Below are 21681 nucleotides of genomic sequence, written 5' to 3' on the forward strand. Positions count from 1 at the left end.
TCCACGTCGTCAGGCCGCGTAGGCCCCCTCGGCCGCCGCCGGGGTCTCGCCCAGCCGCTCGGCCTTCACCTCGGCGAAGGTCCGGCCATCGCCGTCGAGGATGGCAGTCTTGCCAGTCTCGGCCTGCCAGCGCTCGACGGCGACATCGACATAGGCCGGGCTGATCTCCATCGCGAAGACCCGGCGGCCATTGGCCTCGCCCGCCATGATCTGCGAGCCGGAGCCCGAGAAGGGTTCGTAGCAGATCCCGCCGCGCGCCACATGCTGCCGCATCGGGATACCGAAGGCGTCGAGCGGTTTCGGCGTCGGATGGTCCGGGCGCTCGTCCTTGGCGAAGGACGGCATCTCCCAGGTCGAGGGCAGCGTCTGCTCGGCGACTTTCGGCGGGCGGTTCGGGCGGCGCCAGCCCATGAAGCAGGGCTCGTGCTTCCAGAGGTAGTGCGAGCGGGTGAGAACCCCGCGGTCCTTCACCCAGATGATCTGCTGGTGGACGAAGGCGCCGGCCTTTTCCCAGCACGCCTCCAGCATCGCCTGGCGACGCGAGGCGTGCCAGCAATACCAGGCGGCGTCCTCGGTGATCGCCTCTGCCACGGCCGCGGCGATGAAGCCGTCGTAGAGGTCCGCGCCCTGGCTGCTGTCGTCCCAGGTCACGCCATAGGACTGCGACCAGTCCTTGTTCCGCGTCGGATGGTTCGATCCGTCGTAATCGACGAGGTATGGCGGGTCGCTCGCGAACAGCACTGCCCGCTCGCCGTTCATCAGGCGACGCACGTCGGCAGCGCTGGTGCTGTCGCCACAGAGGAGGCGGTGGTCGCCGAGGATCCAGAGATCGCCGGTGCGCGACGCAGGATTGCGCGGCGGCTCGGGGATGGTCACCGGCGGCACGGAGCCCCCGGCGCCACCCTCTTCTTCACCGCCCCCGTCCGGATCGAACGCCAGAAGCTTGTCCAGCTCGCCGTCCGAAAAGCCGACCAGCGACAGGTCGTAGTCGTCCGCGAGCAGGTCCTGCAGCTCGGCCGAGAGGAGCAGTTCATCCCACTCCGCCCAGTTCGCCGATTGGTTGGCCAGCAGACGGAACGCCTTGATCTGCGTCTCCGACAGCTCGTCGGCGAGGACCACCGGCACGGTGTCGAGACCGAGCAGACGGGCCGCCTTCAGCCGCAGGTGCCCGTCGACCACCAGCCCGTCGCTGCGCGCGACGATCGGGATGCGGAAGCCGAACTCGACGATGGCCTGCGCCATCCGGTCGACCACATCGTCGTTCTTGCGCGGGTTGCGCTCGTATTCGACGAGGCGGCCGATGGGCCATTGTTCAAGCTGCAGCGCGTTGGCCGGCATGGGCGGAACTCTTGAGCATGTGAAGGGTCACCGTCCGGCGCGCATGGATGCTGCAGAACAGGACGAGCTTGGTGACTGGGAGCGGCGGATCGACCGCCTCGACATCGTGGAACACGCTCTCCACGCGCTTGTGGCAGGCGCGGCAGAGCGGGATCAGGTTGGTCGGCGAGTTGTCCCGCGTCAGGCGGAACGGGATGATGTGGTGCACCTGAAGGTGCCTGGTCCTTCCGCAGCAGGCGCAGAAGGGCGTCTGCCGGAGCGCAGCCTTGCGGATCGTTTTCCATCGCGAGCCGCGCCCGCGGATGCGCGGCGTCCGGCACAGATGGCGCTCGTAGCAGGACCGCGAGCAGAACCGTCCGCTGGCGTTGGTGCGACCCGACAGGACCGACCGGGGAATGTGAAACGAGCTCCCGCAGGTCGCGCAGCATCGTTCGACCGACTGCGCGGCGCGACGACACGCGAGGCAGCAAAACTGCTGGCGGCTGCTCGGCGGCGCCGGGAAGACCCTGCCGCAGTGCCGGCACGTCTCATGGTTCCGATCCGCGGATCGCCTGCAGTGGCCTCTATCCAGCGCTGGTCGGGAGCCGCAGGCTCGACACCGAGTGGCGGGGTTGTCGGCGCGCACCTCCTCGACCTTGCCGCACTCCGCGCAGGTCCGGAGGCGCATCCCGCGGTTGCGCGACCTGGCGCGCGTCGCGACGGCGTCCGTGCCCGCCGCAGTGCCGTGGGCGAGGGTCATGAAGGTTCCTGTCGATGGTCGATCGGCATCCGCCGGGTGGACTCCGGCACGGCGGGGTCCACCGGCTTCCGGCTGGACTCCGGTATCCGCGGGGTATCCACCCCGGGCGGCCGGTCAGATGTTTGAATTCACGAGGCTTTCAGGACGCCGCGGGTGGATGCTGGATTCCGGCGGCTTCCCAAAATTCCGGCCCTGTCGCTGGCGAAATGCCGAGCCAAGCCCGCCAGCATACGTTTCGGCCCGGAAAGGAACCAGAAAACAAAGAGTTGGCGGCCTGGACCCCGGCTGGACCCCGGAAGCCAGCCCCGGTGTCCACCTCGGGACCAGCGTCGGTCCATCCGAGCGCACGACCCCCAGTATATCGCCATGGATACCGTCAGAGGGGCGATCCGTCTCGCCGTCCGGTGTCTCGCCGGAAAGTGTCTCGCGCGAACGTCGAACCTTGACAGGCTCATTGAGCAGCTTGCGCCACGACGAATTCCATCGACCGCTTCTTCGGCACTCGCCTCCCGTTCAACCGCCACACGATCACCGCGATGCCGTACTGCCAGCGCCTGTTCGCCGTGGCGCGGCTGATGCCGAGTTCCCAGCAGATCGGCTTCCAAGGCTTGCGGTTTGCCCGAAGCCAGAGCAGGCGCGCGTCGGCGGGGTCGAGCCAGCGAAGCCAGAGCAGAGCTTCCTCGGCCTGCGTGATGTCACGCGGCCCGGGCTTGGGTCGGCGCATCTGCGGCTCCTGGCCCACCTGGTCGGCGAAGCTGTGGAAGTACTCGGGCCAGGCGTTGAAGTAGCCCTGCGGCTTTACCTCGGGCAGCGACCGGAACACGTCGGCGGCGCTCTCGAGCCGGTCCTCGACCATGGTGGGCGTCCACTCAACCATTCGCGGCCTCCCGCTCGTCCGCCCGCGGCCCATAGAGCTTCTCCCCGAGCTGACGCACCAGCTCGCGTTCCGGCCAGGTCAGGCGGTGGTCGTCGACGGATACGGCGAGCACACCCTCGTCATGCCAGCCATCGCGCTTCACCTGGTCGGGATCCCGGCGCGTGCCGCCGTAGCCTTTCGGGCACCACCTCATCCCAGGCCCCCGTTCGTCTCGATCGCCCAGTGCAGGATGGCGATGGCGTCGGCCTCGTTGTCGTCGACGGGCGAGAACCCTCGTGCTCGCGCCGCGGCGATCATCGCCTCCTTGGGCGCATTGCCCTTGCCGGTGGCGTGGCGTTTGATCGATCCAACGGCGACGCCCTCGTATGGCACGCCACGCAGCTCCGCCCATGCCGTCAGCGTGGCCATCAGCCCGCCATAAACGTGGCTCGCGTCCACGCCCCTGTGAGCTCTCACCTCTTCGAACCAGATCGCGGCGATGGGCCCCGACAACCGGTCGAGTTCGGTCAGCCAGTTGGTGAAACGCAGGTAGCGCATGCCGCCTCCGTCGAATCGTCCGGGCCGGAAGCTGACCGTGCCGCTGGTGATCAGTCCGTCATGGCTGCGGAGCGCCCAGCCGGTCGTGGTGCCGAGGTCGAGGGCGAGGATGCAGGACCTATTGATCGCGCCCGGTTCGGGGCGGACGTTCTGCGCGGAAATCGATGTGTTCATCGTGAAGGCTCACAAGCTGTGGGCCTTCGGCTTCGGTCGCCGCAAGAATTAGCATCCGGCGGTCCTCGGCCAAAGCGAAAACGACCGTCGACGCGGCGACGGACGACGCTCAACGCTCTGAACGCCCCGGTCCCAACCTCCGAACGCGTGGTCCCAACCTTCGAGGGGGTTGGGACAGCCCTTTATCGTTTCACTCCAATGGCTTGCATGAATGTGGTCCCAACCTCGGTGTCCCCAACGGGGGTCCTTCTCTTTTCGTATAGAAGAACATGTTCCCGACCTTTTCCGTTCTCCCACATGAATGTGTAGCAAAAGGTTGGGACCACGGGGTGAGGTTGGGGACACCGTTGTTTTTGAACGGCTTTTCGTGTCCCCAACCCCCTCGGTAGGTTGGGACAGGGTTGGGACCAACGGGAGGTTGGGACGCCGCGCGCTTCACATCAGCGCCGGCTAGAACAGTATCGATTTCCTTGACACCGGCTTACCTTCCAGCCGATTCTGGACGGGTGAAACAATCTTTATTCGAGGGGCTTAGATGGCAGATGGCACTTTCAGAGTGCAGGTCGAGCACGACCATCTGCGCAAGCTCGCGAATGCGACGCCGGTGCAGGGGGTCGCCGAACTGGTTTGGAATGCCCTAGACGCGGACGCCACGCGTGTCGATGTTGACGTCGACGTGGGCGAGCTCGGCATGCGCTCCATCACGGTGACGGACAACGGTCACGGCTTCTCACGCCAAGAGGCCGAAGCGCTGTTCGGGAAGGTCGGTGGGTCATGGAAACGGCATGGCGCGCGATCCAAGAGCAAGGGCCGCGCTTTGCACGGCAAGGAGGGAAAAGGCCGGTTCAGAGCGCTCGGCCTCGGTCGTGTGGCGGATTGGAGCGTCCGATATCGCGAGGGTAATCGCCTCATGGCGTTTCGTATGACGTTGATCCGCGATGCACTCGTGGATGTGCGCATCACAGAGGCGACGGAGGCGGATGCCGCGCTTGGAACGGGCGTCGAGGTGAGGATTTCCGAACTCGACCGACAGTTCCGGTCGCTTGATCCGGAACGAGCCGTGCCCGACCTATCGGCAGTATTCGCGGTTTATCTCACCGACTATCGAGACGCCGCGGTTTATTTCGACCACCAAAAGCTCGACCCAGAAGCGAACATCGTTGAAAGGAACAAGATCTCGTTGTCACCCATTGAGGCTGACGGCGAGGAATACCCTGTGGCGTTGGAGCTGATCCAGTGGAGTTCGGCGCCAGAGCGATCAGTGTTCTTCTGCGGTGAAGACGGATTTCCGTTCGCGAGGATTGCGCCAAAATTCCACACGACTGGATATGTGTTCTCGGCCTATCTGAAATCCCGGTATGTCGACCGCCTTCAGGAACGCGGAGCCATCGACCTGGCCGAAATGGATTCGGCGATGGCAGAAGCCTACGACGAAGCAGCAGAAGCTATCCAGGCACACTTCAAGCAGGCCGGTGCAGCGGCCGCTCGCACTGAGATTGATCGCTGGAAGGCTGAGCGGAGCTACCCTTACGACACTGAACCGCAGACCCCAGTCGAGGCTGCCGAGCGCCAAGTCTTCGACATCGTAGCATTGACGGTGAGCAAGCACCTCTCGGATTTTTCGGAGCAAAGCACCAAGAGTCGCGCCCTCCAAATGCGGATGCTTCGGCAGGCAATCGAAAGGGGGCCAGACGAGCTTCAGAACATTCTTACGCAGGTTCTTGATCTACCCAAGAAGACGCGAAATGAGTTTTCTCGCCTCCTTGAGGAGGCTGACTTGGCAAATGTTATCAGCGCCTCACGACTTGTCTCCGACCGGCTCAAATTCCTGTCGGGTATCGAGCATCTACTCTACGATCCGGAAACTCGCGGACTACTGAAGGAACGCAGCCAACTTCACCGGATGATTGCCGAAGGCAATACCTGGATTTTTGGCGAAGAGTTTGCCCTGACCGTAGACGATAAGGGTCTGAGGGAAGTTCTACGCAAGCATCGCGAAATGATCGGCGCAGAAACCGTCATTGACGAGCCCGTTAAGCGCATTGACGGGAAAACAGGCATTGTTGATTTGATGCTATCGAGAGCAGTGCCTCTCAGCCGGTCGGAAGAGCGTGAGCATCTGATCGTTGAATTAAAGCGCCCATCCGTAGTGATTGGCGCGAGAGAGCTAACGCAGATTGAAAGCTACGCCTTCGCGATCGCTGGAGATGAGAGATTCCGCGACCTGAAAACCAGATGGACCTTCTGGGCGGTCTCGAACGACCTTGATGAGCACGCCCGGCGGCGGACCCGTCAGGAGGGCAGTCCGCCAGGGCGCGTTTTCAAGGAGGGCCTGATCGAAATATGGGTTCGGCCATGGTCGGAAATCCTCGCGGACAGCAAAGGTCGTATGCGGTTTGTACAAGACCATCTGAAGGCCAACGTAGAGGGAGATGCGGCTCTCAAATATCTCAAGACGACCTACGCAAAATATCTTGAAGGCATCGTCGAGGGTGAGGATGACAATGCAACAAATAGCCCTTCGGACCCGGAAGATGAGGGAAGTGATTAGTATCGGCTTTCGGGGCACGCATATTCAGAAATTGATCGTTTCATTTCTCCGCAGTCCAAAGCGCCCTCAGCCGTCTCGCCGATACCGCCACTCCCGCGGCGCCTCGCGCCCGCCCTCGTCGCGCCGCCGGTAGCGCTCCCAACCGTTCGCCTTGAGGTAAGCGGAGACGCGCATCTGGTCGCCGCGCGTCCAGCGGGCGGGTTCGAGCCCGATGGCCTCCTCGAGGATCTCGCCGACCGCCACATCCCTCAACGGCTCCGGACGCGGCACGCTCTCGGTGCGGGAGTTGCCGTAGTCGGGGAAGCCGTCGGAGACGGTCCGGATCTCGTGCGTCAGCCAGTGCTCGATCAGGTCGTCCCAGGCGTCGGACTGGTAGCGACGATCCTGTTCCTCGCGGGCTTCGGCAAGCAGCGCCGGATCGTCGATCCACCAGATCGCGCCGCCACGGAAGCGGTGAACGGCCTCGGCCCAGAGCTGGTCCCGGTCGCGCGCGAGCGCCGCGATATCGATTGCACCGCAGCGAAGCGGCCAGAAGCGGCGGTTGCCGGTCTCGTCGCGCAGATAGGTGTCGGGGTTCACAGTGCCGGCGAAGACGCACTGGCGCGGCACCTCGACGGTATAGCGCCCATACGGCGGTCGGAAGCGGTCGGTGGTGCGGGTCAGGAACGCCTTGATGCGCGAGACCTCGGCGCGGCCGATGGCGTCGAGTTCGGCAATCTCCACGATCCAGACGCCCTGCATGTGCAGCGCCGCGTCCTTCGAGCCAAGTTCCGGCAGCTCGTCGGTGAACCATTCCTCGCCGGCGAGCACCTTTATCGCGGTGGATTTGCGCGCGCCCTGCGGCCCCTCGAGGATCAGCATGTGGTCGGCCTTCACGCCGGGCCGGTATATGCGGGCGACGGCCGAGATCAGCCAGAGCGCACCGATGGTGTGATGGAACGCCGTCGGCTCCGCGCCGAGATGGGCGCTGGTCCATGTCTCGATCCGGGGCGTGCCATCCCATGTCAGGGTGTCGAGCCAGTCGCGGACCGGATGGATACGCAGCTCGCGGGCGACGGCGCCGACAGCGCGGCTCACGACCACCGGGGCGACGTTGATGCCGCGGAGCTGCAACCACTCGGCGGTGCGGATGTCGTCGGCGTCCTCCCATGGACGCGGAAGGGACGCGGCCGCACAATCCCACGGCAGCGGCTGACGCACCACGATCTCCTGCCCGAATTCGTCGAAGGCGAGAACGCCGGCGAAAGCGGGATCGGAGGTCAGCGCGACAATGACGTTGGCCTCGTTGCGTTCGGGCGCGCCTGCGAGGTCGAGCCGGAGGCGCCTGAACCAGGCGGGTTTCGGGATCGGCGCGCGCGGGTCGCCGGTGGCGTTCACGCGTCGGCGGAGCTCGGCCAGCTGCTGGGTCAGGACCGACATGCCGATCCCGGTCGCGGACTTGATGCGCGCGATGACCTGACGTTCGGGTAGCGGGTCGAGTTTCGCCAGCGCGATGCGCCCGAGCAGCGTGGACAGGGCTTCGAACTCGGGCGGATTGGTCAGGGCCTCGGCCGCGGCGATCAGCGTTGCGGGATCGTCGGCGGAGGCGACGATGAGCGTAGCCGCCCCCGGCTCGACAGGGTCGCCGTCCTGCGACTTCGCTGTGGTGTCAGTCGGTCGCGCGTAATCCTCGGCGCGAGCGCCGCGCAGAAGGTCGTCGTTGAAATCGTCGCCATGCAGCGGCGCAACAATTTCGTTCGGGATATCGGCCCGGTTCAGGCGGTCCGAGAGCGTCGCAGCCGCCTGGCGGCCGGCGTCTCCGGCATCGGCGTAGATGGTGACGCGCCGGGTGCCCTCCGGCCACTGGAATCGCGCCAGACCGTCCGCCGACAGCGCCGCCCAGACCGACGTGCCGAAGAGCGCGTGTGCGGCGAGCGCCGTCTCGATCCCTTCCGCGACGCCGATGTGCCCGTCCTCCGGTATCGGGAACAGCCGGACCGAGGCGTCCTTCACGCTGCCGAGCATCTTCTTGCCCGGGGGCGCCTTGGCGCTGCCGTCGTCAAGCAGGAAGGTGCGGTGGATGCCCGGCGCGCGCTCTCCGTCCGGCAGCCGGAGGATCGCGATCAGGCCGGGCCAGCCGCGGCAGCTGTCGAAATCCGGAAGATCGGGGTGGAACAGCAGATCGGGCGATCCGGGATCCGACAACCCGCGAGCGCGCAGATAGGTCTCGCCTGGCGTGCCCGCGAGCGGTACTGCCCCGCCGACAAGACGCGCGATCTCGGCCGAATGGTCCGGGCGTGCGCGGCTGGTCGACGACGGCGCTGACCGCGGCGCGGGATGGTCTATCCCCGCCAACCGCGCCGCCTCGTCGAAGAGCGCGCCGTCGCAGAGCCCTGTCGCCTGCGCGATCAGGTCGATGGGACCGGCCCGCTCGCCGGTGGCGTAGTCGAAGCCCCAGCCTGCATAGGGCCCGTCGAGATGGATGGTGCAGGAGCCCTCCTTGCGCGGCGGGCGCCCGGAGAGGTCCGCGCAGCGCAAGGAACGACGGTCCCGCGCGAGCCTGGCCTCGGGGAAGAGCCCCGGCAGCCAGTCGGCAGCGGTGCAGGCCAGGCGTTCCTTCACGGCAGCGAGGTCATGCCGGGTCTTCGGGACCGCGATGTCGTTGAGATCGATCATCGCACCCCTCAGGCCAGAAGGACGAGCCCGCGCTCGGCCCGGGTGATCGCCGTGTAGAGCCAGCGGCGCCGGTCGATCTCGTTTCGGCCCAGCCCGTCGTCCCAGACGATCACGTTCTCCCACTGCGAGCCCTGCGCCTTATGCGCGGTGATCGCCCAGCCGAAGGTCGCCTCGGTGAGCAGCCGCTTCTCCTTGTAGTCGCGGTCATGGCGCTTGTCGTCGTAGGCGACGTGGTCCTCGAAATGCCCCTTGTAGATGCGCAGCCGGCCCGGACGCCCGTCCTCATAGGGCTCGCCGATGTGGCGTCCGTCCTCGTCATGGACGACGGCGGAAAAGTAGAGGCTGCCCTCGTCGACGATGTCCTCGAGCGTCACGAACATCCCGTTGATCAGCCCCAGATCGTTCTGGTTCTTCAGGCAGATGATCTTCTCGGCCGGCCCCGTGGGCAGCCAGCTCCCGCCGAGGCCGGCCGCTGCACGCATGGCGTTGTTGATCTGCAGCCGCGTGGCGTTCAGCCCGCAGATCAGCTGGCCGCCGCGCAGCGCCTGTTCCGGCGTGATGTCGCCCTTGCGGAGCTTGGCGACATGATCGTCGTAGACGCCGAAGCCGATCGGCCGGCCCTCGCGCGCCATGGTGGCGAGACGGATGATCGCGCTCTCGGCCGCCTGGCGGTGGATCTCGGTCAGCATCACGTCCGGCTCGTCGCGGGTGAAGGCGCCTTCGCCCCGGATCGGCGGCAGCTGGCCGGGATCGCCGAGCACGAGGATCGGCTTGCCGAAGCTCATCAGGTCGCGCGCCATCTCCTCGCCGACCATCGACACCTCGTCGAGCACGATCAGCCGGGCGTCCGCCGCGTCGCTCTGCGGGTTCAGGGCGAAGCGCGGGTGCTTCATCGCCGAGAGCCCCTGGCGCATCGCCTCGATCGCGGCATCGGCCGTGGTGCGCGCGAACCCGGTGAGACGGAGCGCGTCGCGTTCGGCCACCGCAATCTTGCGGGCAGCCTCCTCGATCTCCTCCTCGGTCGCCTCGATCACCGAATAGATCAGGCTGTGGATGGTGCGCGCCGGCGTGCCCTTGCGGGTCAGCACCAGCGCGGCCTTGCCGGTGAAGGTGGCGGTGACGACGCCTGGCACGCAGCGGCCGTCCTTCGCGCTGCGGTGGGGCGAGAGGCCGAGTTCCTCGAGCGCGAACTTCAGCACGGTGCTCTTGCCGGACCCGGCATAGCCGAACAGGCGGAATACCTGCTGCTGCTCTGTGCGGGTCTCGAACCACTCCTTGATCTCGCGGATCGCGGCGGCCTGCGTGGCGGATGGGGTGAACTCGGTCATGAATAGCGCGCCTCCACTGCGTAATCCTTGACGATCCCGCCGCGGGTCGGATCGCCCACCTCGCACGGACGGACGAAGACCCGGCGCCCGTCGGCGAGCTGCCGCCAGTGACCGCGGCGAATGTGCCAGCGCGGGCTGGCGTGACTGCCGCCCTGCGGAGAAGTCGCCGCGCGCAGACGCGCCGGATCGATGGCGACCTGACGCCAGACCCATCCGCGCACGCCCTCGCGGGACAGGCGGGACCGTTTTGCAAGCGACACCTTGCGGTCGCGGATTTCAGGGGAGGCGCCAAGGATGGTCAGCGCGCGCCAGACGATGCCGGCGGCGACTTCGCCGTGACCGCGGACCGTCTCGTCGCTCCGCTCGGCCGGGTTGCCCTCGATCTCCGCCTTGCCGTCCGGATGCATCCAGATCCGCACCAGGCAATCCGTCCAGCCGCGCGGCGCCCGCCTGCGCATGAGGAACGTTGCCTCGACGATATCGCCGTCGGCGCGGGCGCAGACGATCAGGCCCGAGGGAGACGCGCGCTGCTCGCGCACCTCGAAGATCACGGACGGATGCGGCAGCCGAAGCGGACCGGTAAAGACCCGGATCATCGCGCGGTCGACGATATCGCCATCGAAGGCGGCCTGATCGCCGAAGAAATAGATCGGCGCGAACTCCGCCGCTCCGAGCAGGTCGGAGCACCAGAAACGCTCGCGATGCGCGCGCACGATCCGCTTGAGTTCGTAGGCGTCGGGGATCATGGCCGCTCTCCCCAGCACCGCTCCGCCCAGGCGCAGGGCGCGTGCCACTTGCCGGCAGCCATGCCGCCGCGGCACAGAACCGCCGTAGGCTCGGCCGCCGCGCGCGGCAGCCATTCTCCCGCCTCGGAGGCCCGGACCACGGCAACGGCGCGATCCGACATTTCCTGCGCGAGATGTGCATCGAAGGGCACGAGCTCGGCATGCAGCTCCATCGTGTCGCGGTTGAGCGCAGTGAAGAGCGCCGGGGTCGGCAGGTCCATGTAGGCCTGATAGAGCGCGATCTGGGCGGCATAGACCGGCCGGGCGAGGCTGACGCCGCGCTTGACCACGTCCTTCCAGCTGGCTGCGCCGAGCGCCTTGTTCTCCCAGAGCGCGGGATAGTCCATCGCGACTGGGCCGGAGACGAGGCAGCCGTCGATATGGCCCTTGAAGCGCCCGCCGAGGGCCTCAAACCCGAACTGGCGTCCATCGGGTCGCTCGGTGCGCAGGTCGAACCCGGCGATCCGGAACCAGCCTGCAACGATGTCCTCAGCCCGGTGGCCCGCCTCGAAGATGCGCAGCGTGCGCGGCGCAAACTCCTGGCCCTCGTCTTTTGGGACCGCGAGAAAGTCGTACTGGATCTGGCGCAGGCAGTCGCGGCCGAGACCCGAGGAACTGACATAGGTGCGCGGACGCTCGGCGCGGTGGCGCGCGGACAGCGCCGTGTCGATGGCGGCGGACACGGCCTGCGCGATGGGCGGGCGCGGCGCGACTGCGCCATAGAGGAAGCCCGAGCCATGGTTCAGGTCGATCATCGCTCGCGCTCCCAGAACCCGCCAGCCTGCGCGATGCAGGTCAGCTTGTGGAACTGCGCGTCCGTCAGCCGGGCGCTCTCGCCGAACCGAGCCAGCTTCTCGCGGAGGCTGTCGCAGAACTCGATCTCGAAGTCGGTGACGGCGTTCTCGGTGGCCGGCTCGAGCAGAGGCTTCCAGCTGCAGGACGCGGTGTTGTTGTTCAGGTCGATCATCGCACGCCCCCTCAGAACTGAATGGGGTCATCGAGGGCCGTGCCGGTGCGCTCCTTGCGCGCGGCCTGGTCCTGCATGCTGTCGATGTAGCCGGTGACCGCCGCCTCGATCAGGCAGTCGATGTCCTCGGCGCTGCGGTGGAAGAAGGGCTCCATGAGCCCGAGGTCGGTGAGCGCTTCGGCGAAGAGCGTCCGCGCTTCGCGGATCGCACGGGCCTCGCGCGCGGTCTTGTCGATCATGCCGTTGTTCCTTTGGGCGATGGCGCTGCCCACGTCCTGACAGCGGCGCGAGCAGAAGCGGTGGTATGGATGGCGATCCCAGCGGAGGCCGTGGCAGTAGCCGAAGCCGCGCGCCTCGCGGGCGCAGACGGCGCAGAGCGCTACCCGAGCAAGAAGGTCGCGATCGGGTCCTCGGGCGGCCAGCCCGCCCTCTGGAGCTTTTCGGACTGGAGCACGATCCAGCGCGAGATCGCGTTGCTGGCCATGGCTTCGAGGTCGCCGAGGCTGAGGCTTGCGATGGGGGCGTGCAGTCTTCCTCGGGCCTCGAGCCATCGTCCGATCTCCAGCGCCGCCTCGCGCGTCACATGCGCCTGCCATTCATCCGGGGTCATCGGCCCGGCAGGATCGCGCCGGGCCTCGGGCAGCGGCGAAGGCCGGTTTGACCTCCGCCGCCGCGCTGCCGACCGCGCCTCAGCCATTGAGCCAGGCGGGCATGCCGGTCGCCGGCGCTCCGCCCGGCGCGGACGCCGGCGGCTGCTGTGCGGACGACTGCTGCGAGGGCTGCGGCGCGGGCGCCTGAGCGCCCCAGGCCGGAGCCGCCGCCGGGGCTTGTGGTTGCGCGCCCCATGCCGGCGTGGGCGCCTGCCACCCCGGCGCCGGCGCGCTCGCGGCCTTGCGCGGCGGGGCGTTGACGGGCTCCGGGGGCACGGTTTCGCCGCGCATGATCGCGGCATGCTGCGGCTCGTCGGGCAGAACGACATTCGCGATCCGGTTCTGGTCGCGGTATTGGGGGTTGGAGGCGGGCTCCACCATGATCCGCGCGGCGAAGACGATGCCTTCGAGGTGCTTGAGCCCGGGCAGCACCCGCTTGGCCTTGGCGTCGGGACTTTCGTCTCTGGGATCGAGCCCGAGAGCGCTGTCGACCATCGCGCGAAAGGTGGACTTGGAGATCTTCCAGCCGATCGACTGGCCCTTCTCGTCGACCTTGCCGCCCGCCACGGTGAAGCTCTGCCAGAACTTCCGCCGGGCATGTGGCCCCTCGAGGATGGTGAACTCGCAGTCCAGCATCTTCGCGTCGCTCGACTGCGAGGCCTTCAGGAGCTTCGTGTCCATCGGGGTGGCGCCGTCCACGCCGCCGGGGCGCACGGTCAGGCGGACCTTGGCGAAGGTGCCGTCGGGGATCAGCTCGCCGATGGGGGCCATCTGCGGCTGGGCGTCGTTGAGATCGTAGCTCATGGATCTGTCCTTTGCGTCTGGATCAGGAAGGGGTGGCGGTGTGGGCGGGTGCACGGCCGTCGATCTTGGCGATCAGCGCGCCGAGATCGGGCGCCTCGGTCACATCGAGGCGGCCGGAGCGGTCCTTGGCGGGAACGCCCCAGGGATTGCCGGAGCGGCAGACGAGGCGGCGCTCGGCGGAGTTTTCGTCGAGGGTCCAGTCGCCCTTGGCGTCGCGGCCGAAGAGTTGCATCGAGACCACCTGATCGACGATGCCCGGCAACTCGCGCCCGGCCTTGGTGCCCTCCATCTGCGGCTGCCAGGTCGCCGTGCCGAACTCGTCGGTCACCTTCTCGAGCACGCCGACGAAGATCACCGTCTTGCCGCGGGCGTGCTGCAGGTGCTTCAGCGCCTGGATCACCTCGCGGCCCAGGAGCCCGTAGGCGCCGCGGACATCGGGCTTCCCGGTCCGCTCGGAGAAGGCCTCGGGCTGCTGGCGGGCATAGGCCATGGCCTGCCGCGTCAGGTCGGTGATCGAGTCGACGAAGACGATCCGTTTCCGGGCGAGAAAGTCCTCGATGCCGGTGCCGAGATACTGCTGCTGCAGCCAGGCGTGATACTCGGCGCCGTACCAGGACTTCGGATGCTGGGCCGGATCGTGCCCGCCGATCAGTACGGCGAGGTCGCGGAAATCGGTGAAGCTGCGCACCGGGATCGAGTCCCCGCGCCAGTCCTGCACCGACTTCATGCCGGCCTCGAGGTCGAGGCAGACCGTCTCCTCGGCGGGCAGCGTCTTCAGGAGCGTCGTCTTGCCGACGCCGGGCGGGCCGAAGATGGCGAGGGACGTCTTGTTCTCGGTGGCCGAGAGCCGTTCGTCGGCGGTGATGATGCGGAAGGCCATGGGGTTCTCCGGAGGTTGCGTTCAGGGTGCGCGGCGGCGGGGGTGACCGGGTGCCGAAGGGGAACCTGCCCGGCGTTGCCGACCGGGCGTCCCGCCGCCGCGCTTCACCGGTCTCGAGCCTCGAGCCGGAAGACGGGTTTGCCGGTGGTCTCGCTGCGCGCGTCCGCGAAGCCCTCGCGCATCGCCGCGGGCCAGGCGCCGAAGCGCCGCTCGGGCACGCGGTATGCGATCTCGAGATACTCGGTCGGGTCGTCCCCGGCGGCGCGGATGCGCTCGGCCATCGCGGCGAGGCGGTCCTGATCCCAGGAGACCTTCTTCGGCAGGTCGGCGACGATCACGATGCCCTCGTCCTCGACACGCACGGTGCCGCTGGTCTTGCCCTGAGCGGCCCGTTCCGCCGCGGCGGCGGTCTCGTAGCGCCGCGCGATACCGGCCTCGAGCCGGTCCCGCAGCCGCTTCACGCGGGCGGTCTCGGCGAGCGCCGTCGTCTGCAGATCCAGCAGCATCTCGGGCGACAACGCCGCGATGTCGCCGATGGCGAGACCTTCGAGATCGTCGAAGCGGGGGGCATTGTTGGGGTGCGGCATGGCGGGGTCTCCGTTGGAAGGGAATGGCAGGGCCATCACGCGGCGCGCTCTTCGAGGAGCAGCGCCGAGAGCGAGGCGTTGGCGGCTCTGGGTCTGGGTCGCGCGACGGCGATGTAGGCGAAGCGATCGGGGCCTACGCGCTCCTGCACGAGGTGGACGAGGCCCTTCTCGAAGGCGCCCAGCGCGGCCTGACCGAGGTCGGCGAGCTGGCGGCGCTCGGGCTCCGGCAGGGTCGAGATCACCGGCGTGACGTCGATCCCGAGAAAGCCGCGGTGATACTCGATCCGGGCGCCAGCCTCGGCCTGTGCGATCCAGGCGTAGAGCTCGACATCGGTGAGCTTCGGCGTCGCCACGCGGGCGCCGATCGGGGTTGCGGCGACCATCAGCATACCCGTGCGGCCCGCGCGGGGTCAGCGGTCAGCCGACGGGGCGAATGACCGACGCGCGCGACCGCCTCGCTGATTTTCAGGGCACGCTGCAGCTGGCTCTGCTCGAAGGCTTCGATATCGGCGAGCCGGTAGAGCACGCGCCCGCCGAGCTTGAGGAAGGCCGGCCCCAGGCCGGTGTAGCGCCAGCGCTCCAGCGTCCGGTGAGAGATCCCCCAGCGCCGGGCCAGCTCCTTCTGGTTCAGGCAATGCCTCTGCAGCATCGGTGTCTCCTCTCGTGTCGTCGTTGAGGAGACAGTGCGCAATTACGGTGTGGGATGTCGTGGGGACTGGCGGGGGATGCGGAGGGGGATCAGTCGGTCCTTGCAGGATTGGCTCTTGGCCGTTGGCGGGGCGCCGTCATCCCCCACCATCCCTCACCCATCCCCCTCCCGATCCCACAGGAATAGGGCGGAAGGGGATCGCTCAGTCGAGATTCAGACGGTAGCCGCCGCGCCGGTCGGAGCGGATCAGATGCCGCCAGTCCTTCTGCGACTTGAAGACGTCGGCCATGCGCAGGCTTTTGGAGCCGGCGCGCGACAGGATCGCCTTGCCGTTCTGCCACGGCGCGCCGGCCTGCGCTGCCTCGTGCAGCGCGCGCACGACCTCCGCCTGGATCGGGCCCAGCTTGAACCGGCATCCGTTGCAGCGGACTTCGAAGTAATCGACCGAGTGGATGAAGGTCGCCTCCTCCATCGGCTGTCCGCCCGGCGAGAACCCGGTCTCGATCTCGAAACGGTCGCGTTCATCTCGCCTTAGAAGGAGGTCGCCGATCATGACGAGGACGGGCTTCGCATCGCCCCAGGTCGTCGCGTAGTCGGCCTTCGGCGTCCGGAAGCTCTCGAGATGGACCTCGCCACACCGGAAAAGTTGGAACACATCGCGGGCGTGGAGATCGAGCAGGCCGCTGTGGTAGCTTTGCTCGCACGGCACCTTGTACGGCTCGCCTTGCTCGTCCTCCTCGATGTCACCGAACTCCATGGGCACGCCGAACACGCGCACCGACAGACGCAGCTTGTCGTTCTCGGCAAGGTAGATCAGGTCCGCTTCCGTGATTTGCCACCGCTCGAGGATCTCGGGGAGCGTGAAGTACGATTTATCGATGTGCATTCACTGCCCTCCGCGCCGATTCCCGTGTAAGATGTTTACCTTCTGTTCTTATTCGCTTGACGGGCTTCGATCAATCCGATTTTATCCTATTTCATCCACAGATGGGTGGGGATGACATGACCGAGCACCACACGCTTTCCGACCGCCTCAGAGCCCGGGCCAATCAGCTCGGCATCAGTCCTGCCCACGTCGCCGAGATGGCCGGCGTGAACCGTTCCTTCGTCTACGACATCCTCCGTGGCCGTTCAGCCCGCCCCGGCATAGACCGGCTGGCAGAGGTCGCCCGCGTGCTGAAGGTCGATCGCGACTGGCTGATCCACGGCATTGGCGAGGTGGAGGGGAAGCCCCCCTTCTTGGACAATCCTGACGACGCCTTCGTGGCCATCGCCCACGCCAACCCGCGCCCGGCAATGGGCGGCGGAGCGGTCGTGACCGAGGACGGCGACACGCCCGGTCGCGTCTACCACTTCCGGCGCTCCTGGATCCGGAACAGCCTCAAGGCCAGCCCGTCGCAGCTGCGCATCATGCATGTGGAGGGTGACAGCATGGCCCCGACACTGCTCAGCGGCGACGCGGTGCTGGTCGACATGACCCGCCGCGCGCCCAACCCGCCCGGGATCTTCGTTCTGGACGACGGGATGGGGCTGGTCGCCAAGCGGCTCGAGCACATCCCGAACAGCGACCCGCCCGCAGTGCGCGTCATCTCCGACAACAAGCACTACCCCGAATACGAAAGAACGGCCGACGAGATCCACATCGTCGGCCGCATCCGTTGGTTCGCGCGGGAGATCTGAGCATGGCCCACGTCATCATCCGGGGCGGAAACGGTCGCCGTCACGAAGTGAACTTCGAGGACGCCGATATCACTGTGGAGCTGCACGCCAGCGAGGATCACGTCGAACTGGTGATCGAGGCGTCCGACGATGAGGCTCCATCGGACAAGAAGCGCTTCGCGCTGATCAACATCCCGCGGCATCTGCTGAGCAAGGCCATGGCGGATCTGGCGCGCAAGGATCGGCGATCATGATCGCGTTCCGGGAGATCGACGATGCCGACCCGGCGCTGGCATTCTCGCCGCTGGTGCGTGGGGTCGAGAAGACCTTTGCCTGGATCAGCGAGCACGGTGGCATTCCCCTGACGCCGTCCAAGGCCTTCAAGCGGGTATTCGTGCACTGGGCCGCGGCCGAGTTCGGCTGGCCCGGCCACACCGAGGCGGACCTCTTCGCCGTCAACAAGGTGCTGAACGAGCCCGACTTCGCCCCGCTCATGGTGCTGCACGACCTGATGATCGCGATGAAGCTCGGGCGACACTACAAGGGTGAGTTCCGCCTGACCAATGCGGGCCAAGCGCTGGTCGGCCATCCCGGCCGGATTTTCGGCACGGTCGTCCCGTTCTTCCTGTTCCGTATCAACCACGCCAGCATGTCGCGCTTCGACGACGCGCCGATCCTTGGCAACTGGGACGTCTTCCTGAACGTGCTGAACGTCGAGACCGAGGACGGCGCCACCGGCGCGCACCTCCGCCGCGTGTTCTTCGGCGAGCCCGAGACGGGACCTCTCCGACGGTACGACGAGGTGATGGGCCAGCTCTACATCCAAGTGTTGCGTCCGCTCTGCTGGGCTGGCCTGTTGCAACAGGAACGCGGCACGGCCAGCTATCGCTTCGAGGAGGCGGTGTTCATGAAGACACCGCTGTGGCGGGCGGCGCTTACTCTCGACACCGATGCACAGATCACGCCGGCGATACGTCACTAAGGCTCCGCCGGTTCCCATCCTCTGCGCGGGCTTACGCAGAACTCCCATAAGTCTTTGATTCTGATTGTTTTCAGAGGGTGCGCGGGTAGCGTTTCCCCCATGCGAAACGCGCCGACATATCCATGGCTGGGCTCGAACCCACTGCCGCCCGACCGGATGCCCCCCGCCGAGCGCCGCGCCGAATTGTGCGGTCTGCTGGCGCTGGGGCTGGTCCGGTTGCGGCTGCGCGAGTGCGGCGAAGCTTCTGACGATACTGGAGAAATTCACCTACACTCTCCGGCCGACCAATGCCGTCATGCAACTCCAACTCACCGGAGACCCGCATGACGACCCACGATCCCATTCCCGCGCGCCTGGCCGCGCTGAAGACCGCCACGACGCCGGAATTGAAGGCGCAGTGGCGCGACCTGTTCGACAGAGAACCACCGCCGTTCAACCGGCGCTACCTGGAAAGCCGGCTCGCCTATCGCATCCAGGAACTGGCCTATGGCGGACTGAAGCCCGAAACGATCCGGCGCCTGGAGCGGCTGGGCGAGGAACTGGATGGCGGCGACAGGAAGAAGCGTGGCATGCGCGCCGACCGTGACCGCCCGATCACCGGCACGCGCCTCCTGCGCGAATGGCAGGGCGTCGAACAGGTCGTCACCGTCACCGCCGACGGCTTCGAGTGGCAGGGGCGGCCCTACAAGTCGCTGTCCGCTATCGCGCGCGCCATCACGGGCACCCGCTGGAACGGGTGGGTCTTCTTCGGGCTCAAAAACCACAGGGGGCGGGGATGACGAAGCCGCCCGAAAAATCGAAGGTCGTCCGCAAGCTGCGCTGTGCGGTCTACACCCGGAAATCCTCCGAGGAAGGGCTGGAGCAGGAGTTCAACAGCCTCCACGCTCAGCGCGAGGCCTGCGAATCCTACATCGCCAGCCAACGGTCTGAGGGCTGGGTGCTCGTCCGCGATCAGTATGACGACGGCGGCATCTCCGGCGGCACGCTGGATCGCCCTGGCCTGAAGCGGCTGCTGGAGGACATCGAGGACGGGCTGGTCGATGTGGTCGTGGTCTACAAGATCGACCGGCTCAGCCGCTCGCTGGCCGATTTCGCCAAGCTGGTTGAGGTGTTCGACCGGAACGGCGTGACGTTCGTCTCGGTCACGCAGTCGTTCAACACGACCACCTCGATGGGGCGGTTGACCCTGAACATCCTGCTGTCCTTCGCCCAGTTCGAGCGCGAGGTCACGGCCGAGAGGATCCGCGACAAGGTCGCCGCCAGCCGGAAGAAAGGAATGTGGATGGGCGGGGTGCCGCCCTACGGCTACCGGGTCGAGAACCGGAAGCTGGTGGTCGACGAAGAAACCGCTGCGCATGTGCGCTGGATCTTCGCCCGCTTCCTCGAGATCGGGTCGGGCACGGAACTGGCGCGCGAGGTCGCGAAACGCGGCATCTGCACGCCGCGCGGCAACCGGATCGACAAGAAGTACCTCTACCGTATGCTGAACAACCGCGCCTATATCGGCGAAGCGGTGCACAAGGGCGAGAGCTATCCCGGCGAGCACGACGCCATCATCGATCGCGAGACGTGGGAGCGCGTCCATGCAATCCTTCAGGAAAGCCCCCGCAAGCGGGCGATGCGCACCCGCGCTGAGACCCCGGCGCTGTTGAAGGGCCTGTTGTACGGACCCGACGGCGCGGCGTTCTCGCCGACCCATACGCGTAAGGGCGACCGGCTGTACCGCTACTACGTCAGCCAGACGGTGCTGAAACACGGCGCCGGGTCCTGCCCGGTCGGCCGCGTACCCGCGGGCGAGATCGAGGCCGCAGTCATCGACCAGCTGCGGGCGGTGTTTCGCCAGCCCGAGATCGTGGCGGGGACGTGGAAAGCAGCACGCGTCCACGTCGACGACGTCACCGAGGCCGACGCCCGGACGGCACTGCAACAGCTTGATCCGCTATGGGACGAGCTATTCCCTGCCGAACAGGCGCGCATCGTGGCGCTGTTGGTCGAGCGCGTGGACATCGGCACGGACGGGCTCAACGTCCGACTGCGCGTCGACGGGCTCAGCGGTCTGGCCCGCGAGATGCTTGCCGGCGACATCGGAGAAGCTGCATGACCCGCGGGGCTCCGATCCCGGAGACGGTCACGCTCCACGTCCCATTTCGCATCGTGAAGCGTGGCGGACGGAAGGAGATGCAGATGCCCGAGGGCGCCACGCAACCGCGGCGGACGGACAACACGCTGGTCAAGGCGTTGGCCCGCGCGTTCCGCTGGAAGCGGATGCTGGAGTCGGGCGAGTTCGCGTCGATTTCCGAACTGGCTGAGCGAGAGGGCATCGCCTTCACATACATGGCGCGGCTTATGCGCCTCTCTCTGCTGGCCCCGGAAATCGTGGATGCCATCATGGAGGGCCGCCAGCCTGAGAGCGTCACGCTTGCGAACATGATGGATCCTTTCCCGTTGGACTGGAAGGAACAGCGGATGCGATTCCTGCAGCCCGGGACGAATGACATCTAGCGTCTGGCTCCATCACCCCAGCTTTCACGCCCAGATATCGCCGGCTCGGGTCGTGAAGGCCTTCTTCGCGTCGACATCTGCGACAAATTCAGACCACAAATCCTTGCCCAGCTTTCGGCGCGCGAAGGCGCCTGCCATTGCGAGAAACGCCTTGAGCACGGCGTGCATGTCTTCCACGTACCCGGAAAGGATCGTCTCGGTGCCGGAGCCGTATGCGAGAAATAGCGCCTCGCGATAGTTCGCCTTGCCGCGGTAGCGGGCTGCCTGGTGAACGAACCCCATAGGCTTCCGCTCAAGCCTCTGATCCCGCAGCGTCCTTGCAGCTTTCGAGCGAAAACTGTCGACGCCCAGTTCCTTGAACGCACGCTCGCGTTTCAGATCCTCTTCTGTCTTCCACGCGTACCACTTCGCCGATCCGGACAAATACCCGGCAGCTGCGCCCAGTGCGTCGTTTTTCGTAGAGGGGCGCGTCTGGAGCTTCCCGGCGCTGCCATTCCGCAGTGCATCGACCTCCGCCTTGTAGGTCTTCTCCACGAGACTGCTCACTCTCCAGCTGAACGGCGCCATGGCGAGGCCCCGGCTGGCGATCTGCTCGTCCCACAGCCGCGCCGTCCCAGCATGGTCCTCCTGGAAGGATCCGGATTGCGCGGCGGTCATAGCGCTCGCCGCGTTGGCGATGCCGTAGTACCAGGCCAACACTCCGACCCTCGCGTAGTCCGCGGCCGTCGTTCCGCCTCGGAATTGGTCGAGGGCAGAAAGATGATGAAGCCCCAGGAAGAGTTGCTCGAGCACTGTGTTCTCGACCCAGACATCCATCTTCCGCTTTCCTTCCTTCCCGTAGAAGGCGGTCGCCGTCCCGAAATCGATCCCTTCGTCCTCCGCAAGGATTCGCAGGGCACGCATCCAGTTGACCGTCGACGGCAGCGCGAACTGGGGTTCGGGCTTTCCGCCCCTCTCGTTGATGGTGCCCTGTTTGATGATGCGGTCGTACAGCATGGTTTCTCGATCTGACGTTGA

The 21681-nt window shown here is 66.6% G+C and carries 26 protein-coding genes; 7 read left to right on the forward strand and 19 right to left on the reverse strand.

The genetic code is table 11. From position 1 onward, the window contains the following. Window positions 1-9 precede the first annotated feature (9 nt). From BM075_RS04590 to BM075_RS04610, 5 genes are all read right to left on the reverse strand, one after another. A complete protein-coding gene (locus BM075_RS04590; RefSeq protein WP_093359505.1) occupies window positions 10-1338 on the reverse strand; it encodes a DNA modification methylase in 1329 nt (442 codons plus the stop codon). Continuing rightward, window positions 1313-2077: an HNH endonuclease gene (locus tag BM075_RS24965; RefSeq protein WP_093359506.1), complete on the reverse strand. Its 765-nt coding sequence runs from the start codon at window positions 2075-2077 to the stop codon at window positions 1313-1315. The genes BM075_RS04590 and BM075_RS24965 overlap by 26 nt, the downstream gene beginning before the upstream one ends. Window positions 2078-2528: 451 nt before the next feature. Next, on the reverse strand, window positions 2529-2954 hold the full coding sequence (locus tag BM075_RS04600; RefSeq protein ID WP_093359507.1) for a DUF6362 family protein: 426 nt from the start codon (window positions 2952-2954) through the stop codon (window positions 2529-2531). Further along, window positions 2947-3147: a hypothetical protein gene (locus BM075_RS04605; protein WP_093359508.1), complete on the reverse strand. Its 201-nt coding sequence runs from the start codon at window positions 3145-3147 to the stop codon at window positions 2947-2949. Before BM075_RS04605 ends, BM075_RS04600 begins: the two co-directional genes overlap by 8 nt. Next, on the reverse strand, window positions 3144-3665 hold the full coding sequence (locus tag BM075_RS04610; protein ID WP_093359509.1) for a crossover junction endodeoxyribonuclease RuvC: 522 nt from the start codon (window positions 3663-3665) through the stop codon (window positions 3144-3146). The genes BM075_RS04605 and BM075_RS04610 overlap by 4 nt, the downstream gene beginning before the upstream one ends. A gap of 535 nt (window positions 3666-4200) precedes the next feature. Between BM075_RS04610 and BM075_RS04615 the strand changes: the two genes are divergently transcribed. Further along, entirely contained in the window at window positions 4201-6216 is a 2016-nt protein-coding gene (locus BM075_RS04615) for an ATP-binding protein (protein WP_093359510.1), read from the forward strand. A gap of 66 nt (window positions 6217-6282) precedes the next feature. Here the strand turns inward: BM075_RS04615 and BM075_RS04620 are convergent, their stop codons facing one another. From BM075_RS04620 to BM075_RS04680, 13 genes are all read right to left on the reverse strand, one after another. Beyond that, a complete protein-coding gene (locus BM075_RS04620; protein ID WP_093359511.1) occupies window positions 6283-8871 on the reverse strand; it encodes a VapE domain-containing protein in 2589 nt (862 codons plus the stop codon). Window positions 8872-8879: 8 nt separating this feature from the next. Continuing rightward, a complete protein-coding gene (locus BM075_RS04625) occupies window positions 8880-10199 on the reverse strand; it encodes an ATP-dependent DNA helicase (protein ID WP_093359512.1) in 1320 nt (439 codons plus the stop codon). Then, window positions 10196-10945: a hypothetical protein gene (locus BM075_RS04630; protein WP_093359513.1), complete on the reverse strand. Its 750-nt coding sequence runs from the start codon at window positions 10943-10945 to the stop codon at window positions 10196-10198. Before BM075_RS04630 ends, BM075_RS04625 begins: the two co-directional genes overlap by 4 nt. Then, on the reverse strand, window positions 10942-11739 hold the full coding sequence (locus BM075_RS24735; RefSeq protein ID WP_093359514.1) for a hypothetical protein: 798 nt from the start codon (window positions 11737-11739) through the stop codon (window positions 10942-10944). Before BM075_RS24735 ends, BM075_RS04630 begins: the two co-directional genes overlap by 4 nt. Further along, complete coding sequence (locus BM075_RS04640; protein ID WP_093359515.1) at window positions 11736-11951, reverse strand: hypothetical protein; 216 nt, start codon at window positions 11949-11951, stop codon at window positions 11736-11738. The genes BM075_RS24735 and BM075_RS04640 overlap by 4 nt, the downstream gene beginning before the upstream one ends. An 11-nt stretch (window positions 11952-11962) precedes the next feature. Beyond that, a complete protein-coding gene (locus BM075_RS04645) occupies window positions 11963-12190 on the reverse strand; it encodes a DUF6511 domain-containing protein (protein ID WP_093359516.1) in 228 nt (75 codons plus the stop codon). A 140-nt stretch (window positions 12191-12330) separates the two neighbouring features. Then, window positions 12331-12561, reverse strand: a complete 231-nt coding sequence (locus tag BM075_RS04650) for a hypothetical protein (RefSeq protein ID WP_093359960.1) — start codon at window positions 12559-12561, stop codon at window positions 12331-12333. Window positions 12562-12640: 79 nt separating this feature from the next. Beyond that, a complete protein-coding gene (locus tag BM075_RS04655; RefSeq protein WP_093359517.1) occupies window positions 12641-13405 on the reverse strand; it encodes a hypothetical protein in 765 nt (254 codons plus the stop codon). Window positions 13406-13427: 22 nt separating this feature from the next. After that, window positions 13428-14285, reverse strand: coding sequence for an ATP-binding protein (locus BM075_RS04660; protein WP_093359518.1), 858 nt, complete (start codon window positions 14283-14285; stop codon window positions 13428-13430). 104 nt (window positions 14286-14389) lie between these two features. Then, the gene (locus tag BM075_RS04665) at window positions 14390-14872 is read right to left on the reverse strand and encodes a hypothetical protein (RefSeq protein WP_093359519.1); all 483 of its coding nucleotides are present in this window, start codon (window positions 14870-14872) and stop codon (window positions 14390-14392) included. A 35-nt stretch (window positions 14873-14907) separates the two neighbouring features. Further along, on the reverse strand, window positions 14908-15255 hold the full coding sequence (locus BM075_RS04670) for a hypothetical protein (protein WP_245758743.1): 348 nt from the start codon (window positions 15253-15255) through the stop codon (window positions 14908-14910). Next, window positions 15255-15521 (reverse strand): helix-turn-helix transcriptional regulator, encoded by a 267-nt coding sequence (locus BM075_RS04675; RefSeq protein ID WP_093359521.1) that lies wholly within the window; start codon window positions 15519-15521, stop codon window positions 15255-15257. The genes BM075_RS04670 and BM075_RS04675 overlap by 1 nt, the downstream gene beginning before the upstream one ends. A gap of 202 nt (window positions 15522-15723) precedes the next feature. Beyond that, window positions 15724-16407, reverse strand: coding sequence for a hypothetical protein (locus tag BM075_RS04680; protein WP_093359522.1), 684 nt, complete (start codon window positions 16405-16407; stop codon window positions 15724-15726). A 116-nt stretch (window positions 16408-16523) separates the two neighbouring features. Between BM075_RS04680 and BM075_RS04685 the strand changes: the two genes are divergently transcribed. The 6 genes from BM075_RS04685 to BM075_RS04715 all read left to right on the forward strand — a co-directional run bounded on the left by BM075_RS04685 (window position 16524) and on the right by BM075_RS04715 (window position 20664). Beyond that, window positions 16524-17201: a LexA family transcriptional regulator gene (locus BM075_RS04685; protein WP_093359523.1), complete on the forward strand. Its 678-nt coding sequence runs from the start codon at window positions 16524-16526 to the stop codon at window positions 17199-17201. 2 nt (window positions 17202-17203) lie between these two features. Continuing rightward, a complete protein-coding gene (locus BM075_RS04690) occupies window positions 17204-17434 on the forward strand; it encodes a hypothetical protein (protein WP_093359524.1) in 231 nt (76 codons plus the stop codon). Further along, window positions 17431-18162 (forward strand): hypothetical protein, encoded by a 732-nt coding sequence (locus BM075_RS04695; RefSeq protein WP_093359525.1) that lies wholly within the window; start codon window positions 17431-17433, stop codon window positions 18160-18162. Before BM075_RS04690 ends, BM075_RS04695 begins: the two co-directional genes overlap by 4 nt. Window positions 18163-18485: 323 nt before the next feature. Then, a complete protein-coding gene (locus BM075_RS04705; protein WP_093359527.1) occupies window positions 18486-18941 on the forward strand; it encodes a DUF2924 domain-containing protein in 456 nt (151 codons plus the stop codon). After that, window positions 18938-20263, forward strand: coding sequence for a recombinase family protein (locus tag BM075_RS04710; RefSeq protein WP_093359528.1), 1326 nt, complete (start codon window positions 18938-18940; stop codon window positions 20261-20263). The genes BM075_RS04705 and BM075_RS04710 overlap by 4 nt, the downstream gene beginning before the upstream one ends. Then, entirely contained in the window at window positions 20260-20664 is a 405-nt protein-coding gene (locus BM075_RS04715; RefSeq protein WP_093359529.1) for a hypothetical protein, read from the forward strand. The genes BM075_RS04710 and BM075_RS04715 overlap by 4 nt, the downstream gene beginning before the upstream one ends. A gap of 24 nt (window positions 20665-20688) precedes the next feature. Here BM075_RS04715 and BM075_RS04720 read toward each other — a convergent pair whose 3' ends face one another. Further along, a complete protein-coding gene (locus tag BM075_RS04720; RefSeq protein WP_093359530.1) occupies window positions 20689-21660 on the reverse strand; it encodes a hypothetical protein in 972 nt (323 codons plus the stop codon). Window positions 21661-21681 lie beyond the last annotated feature (21 nt).

The sequence above is a fragment of the Tropicimonas isoalkanivorans genome, assembly GCF_900112335.1.
Lineage (GTDB): Bacteria > Pseudomonadota > Alphaproteobacteria > Rhodobacterales > Rhodobacteraceae > Tropicimonas > Tropicimonas isoalkanivorans.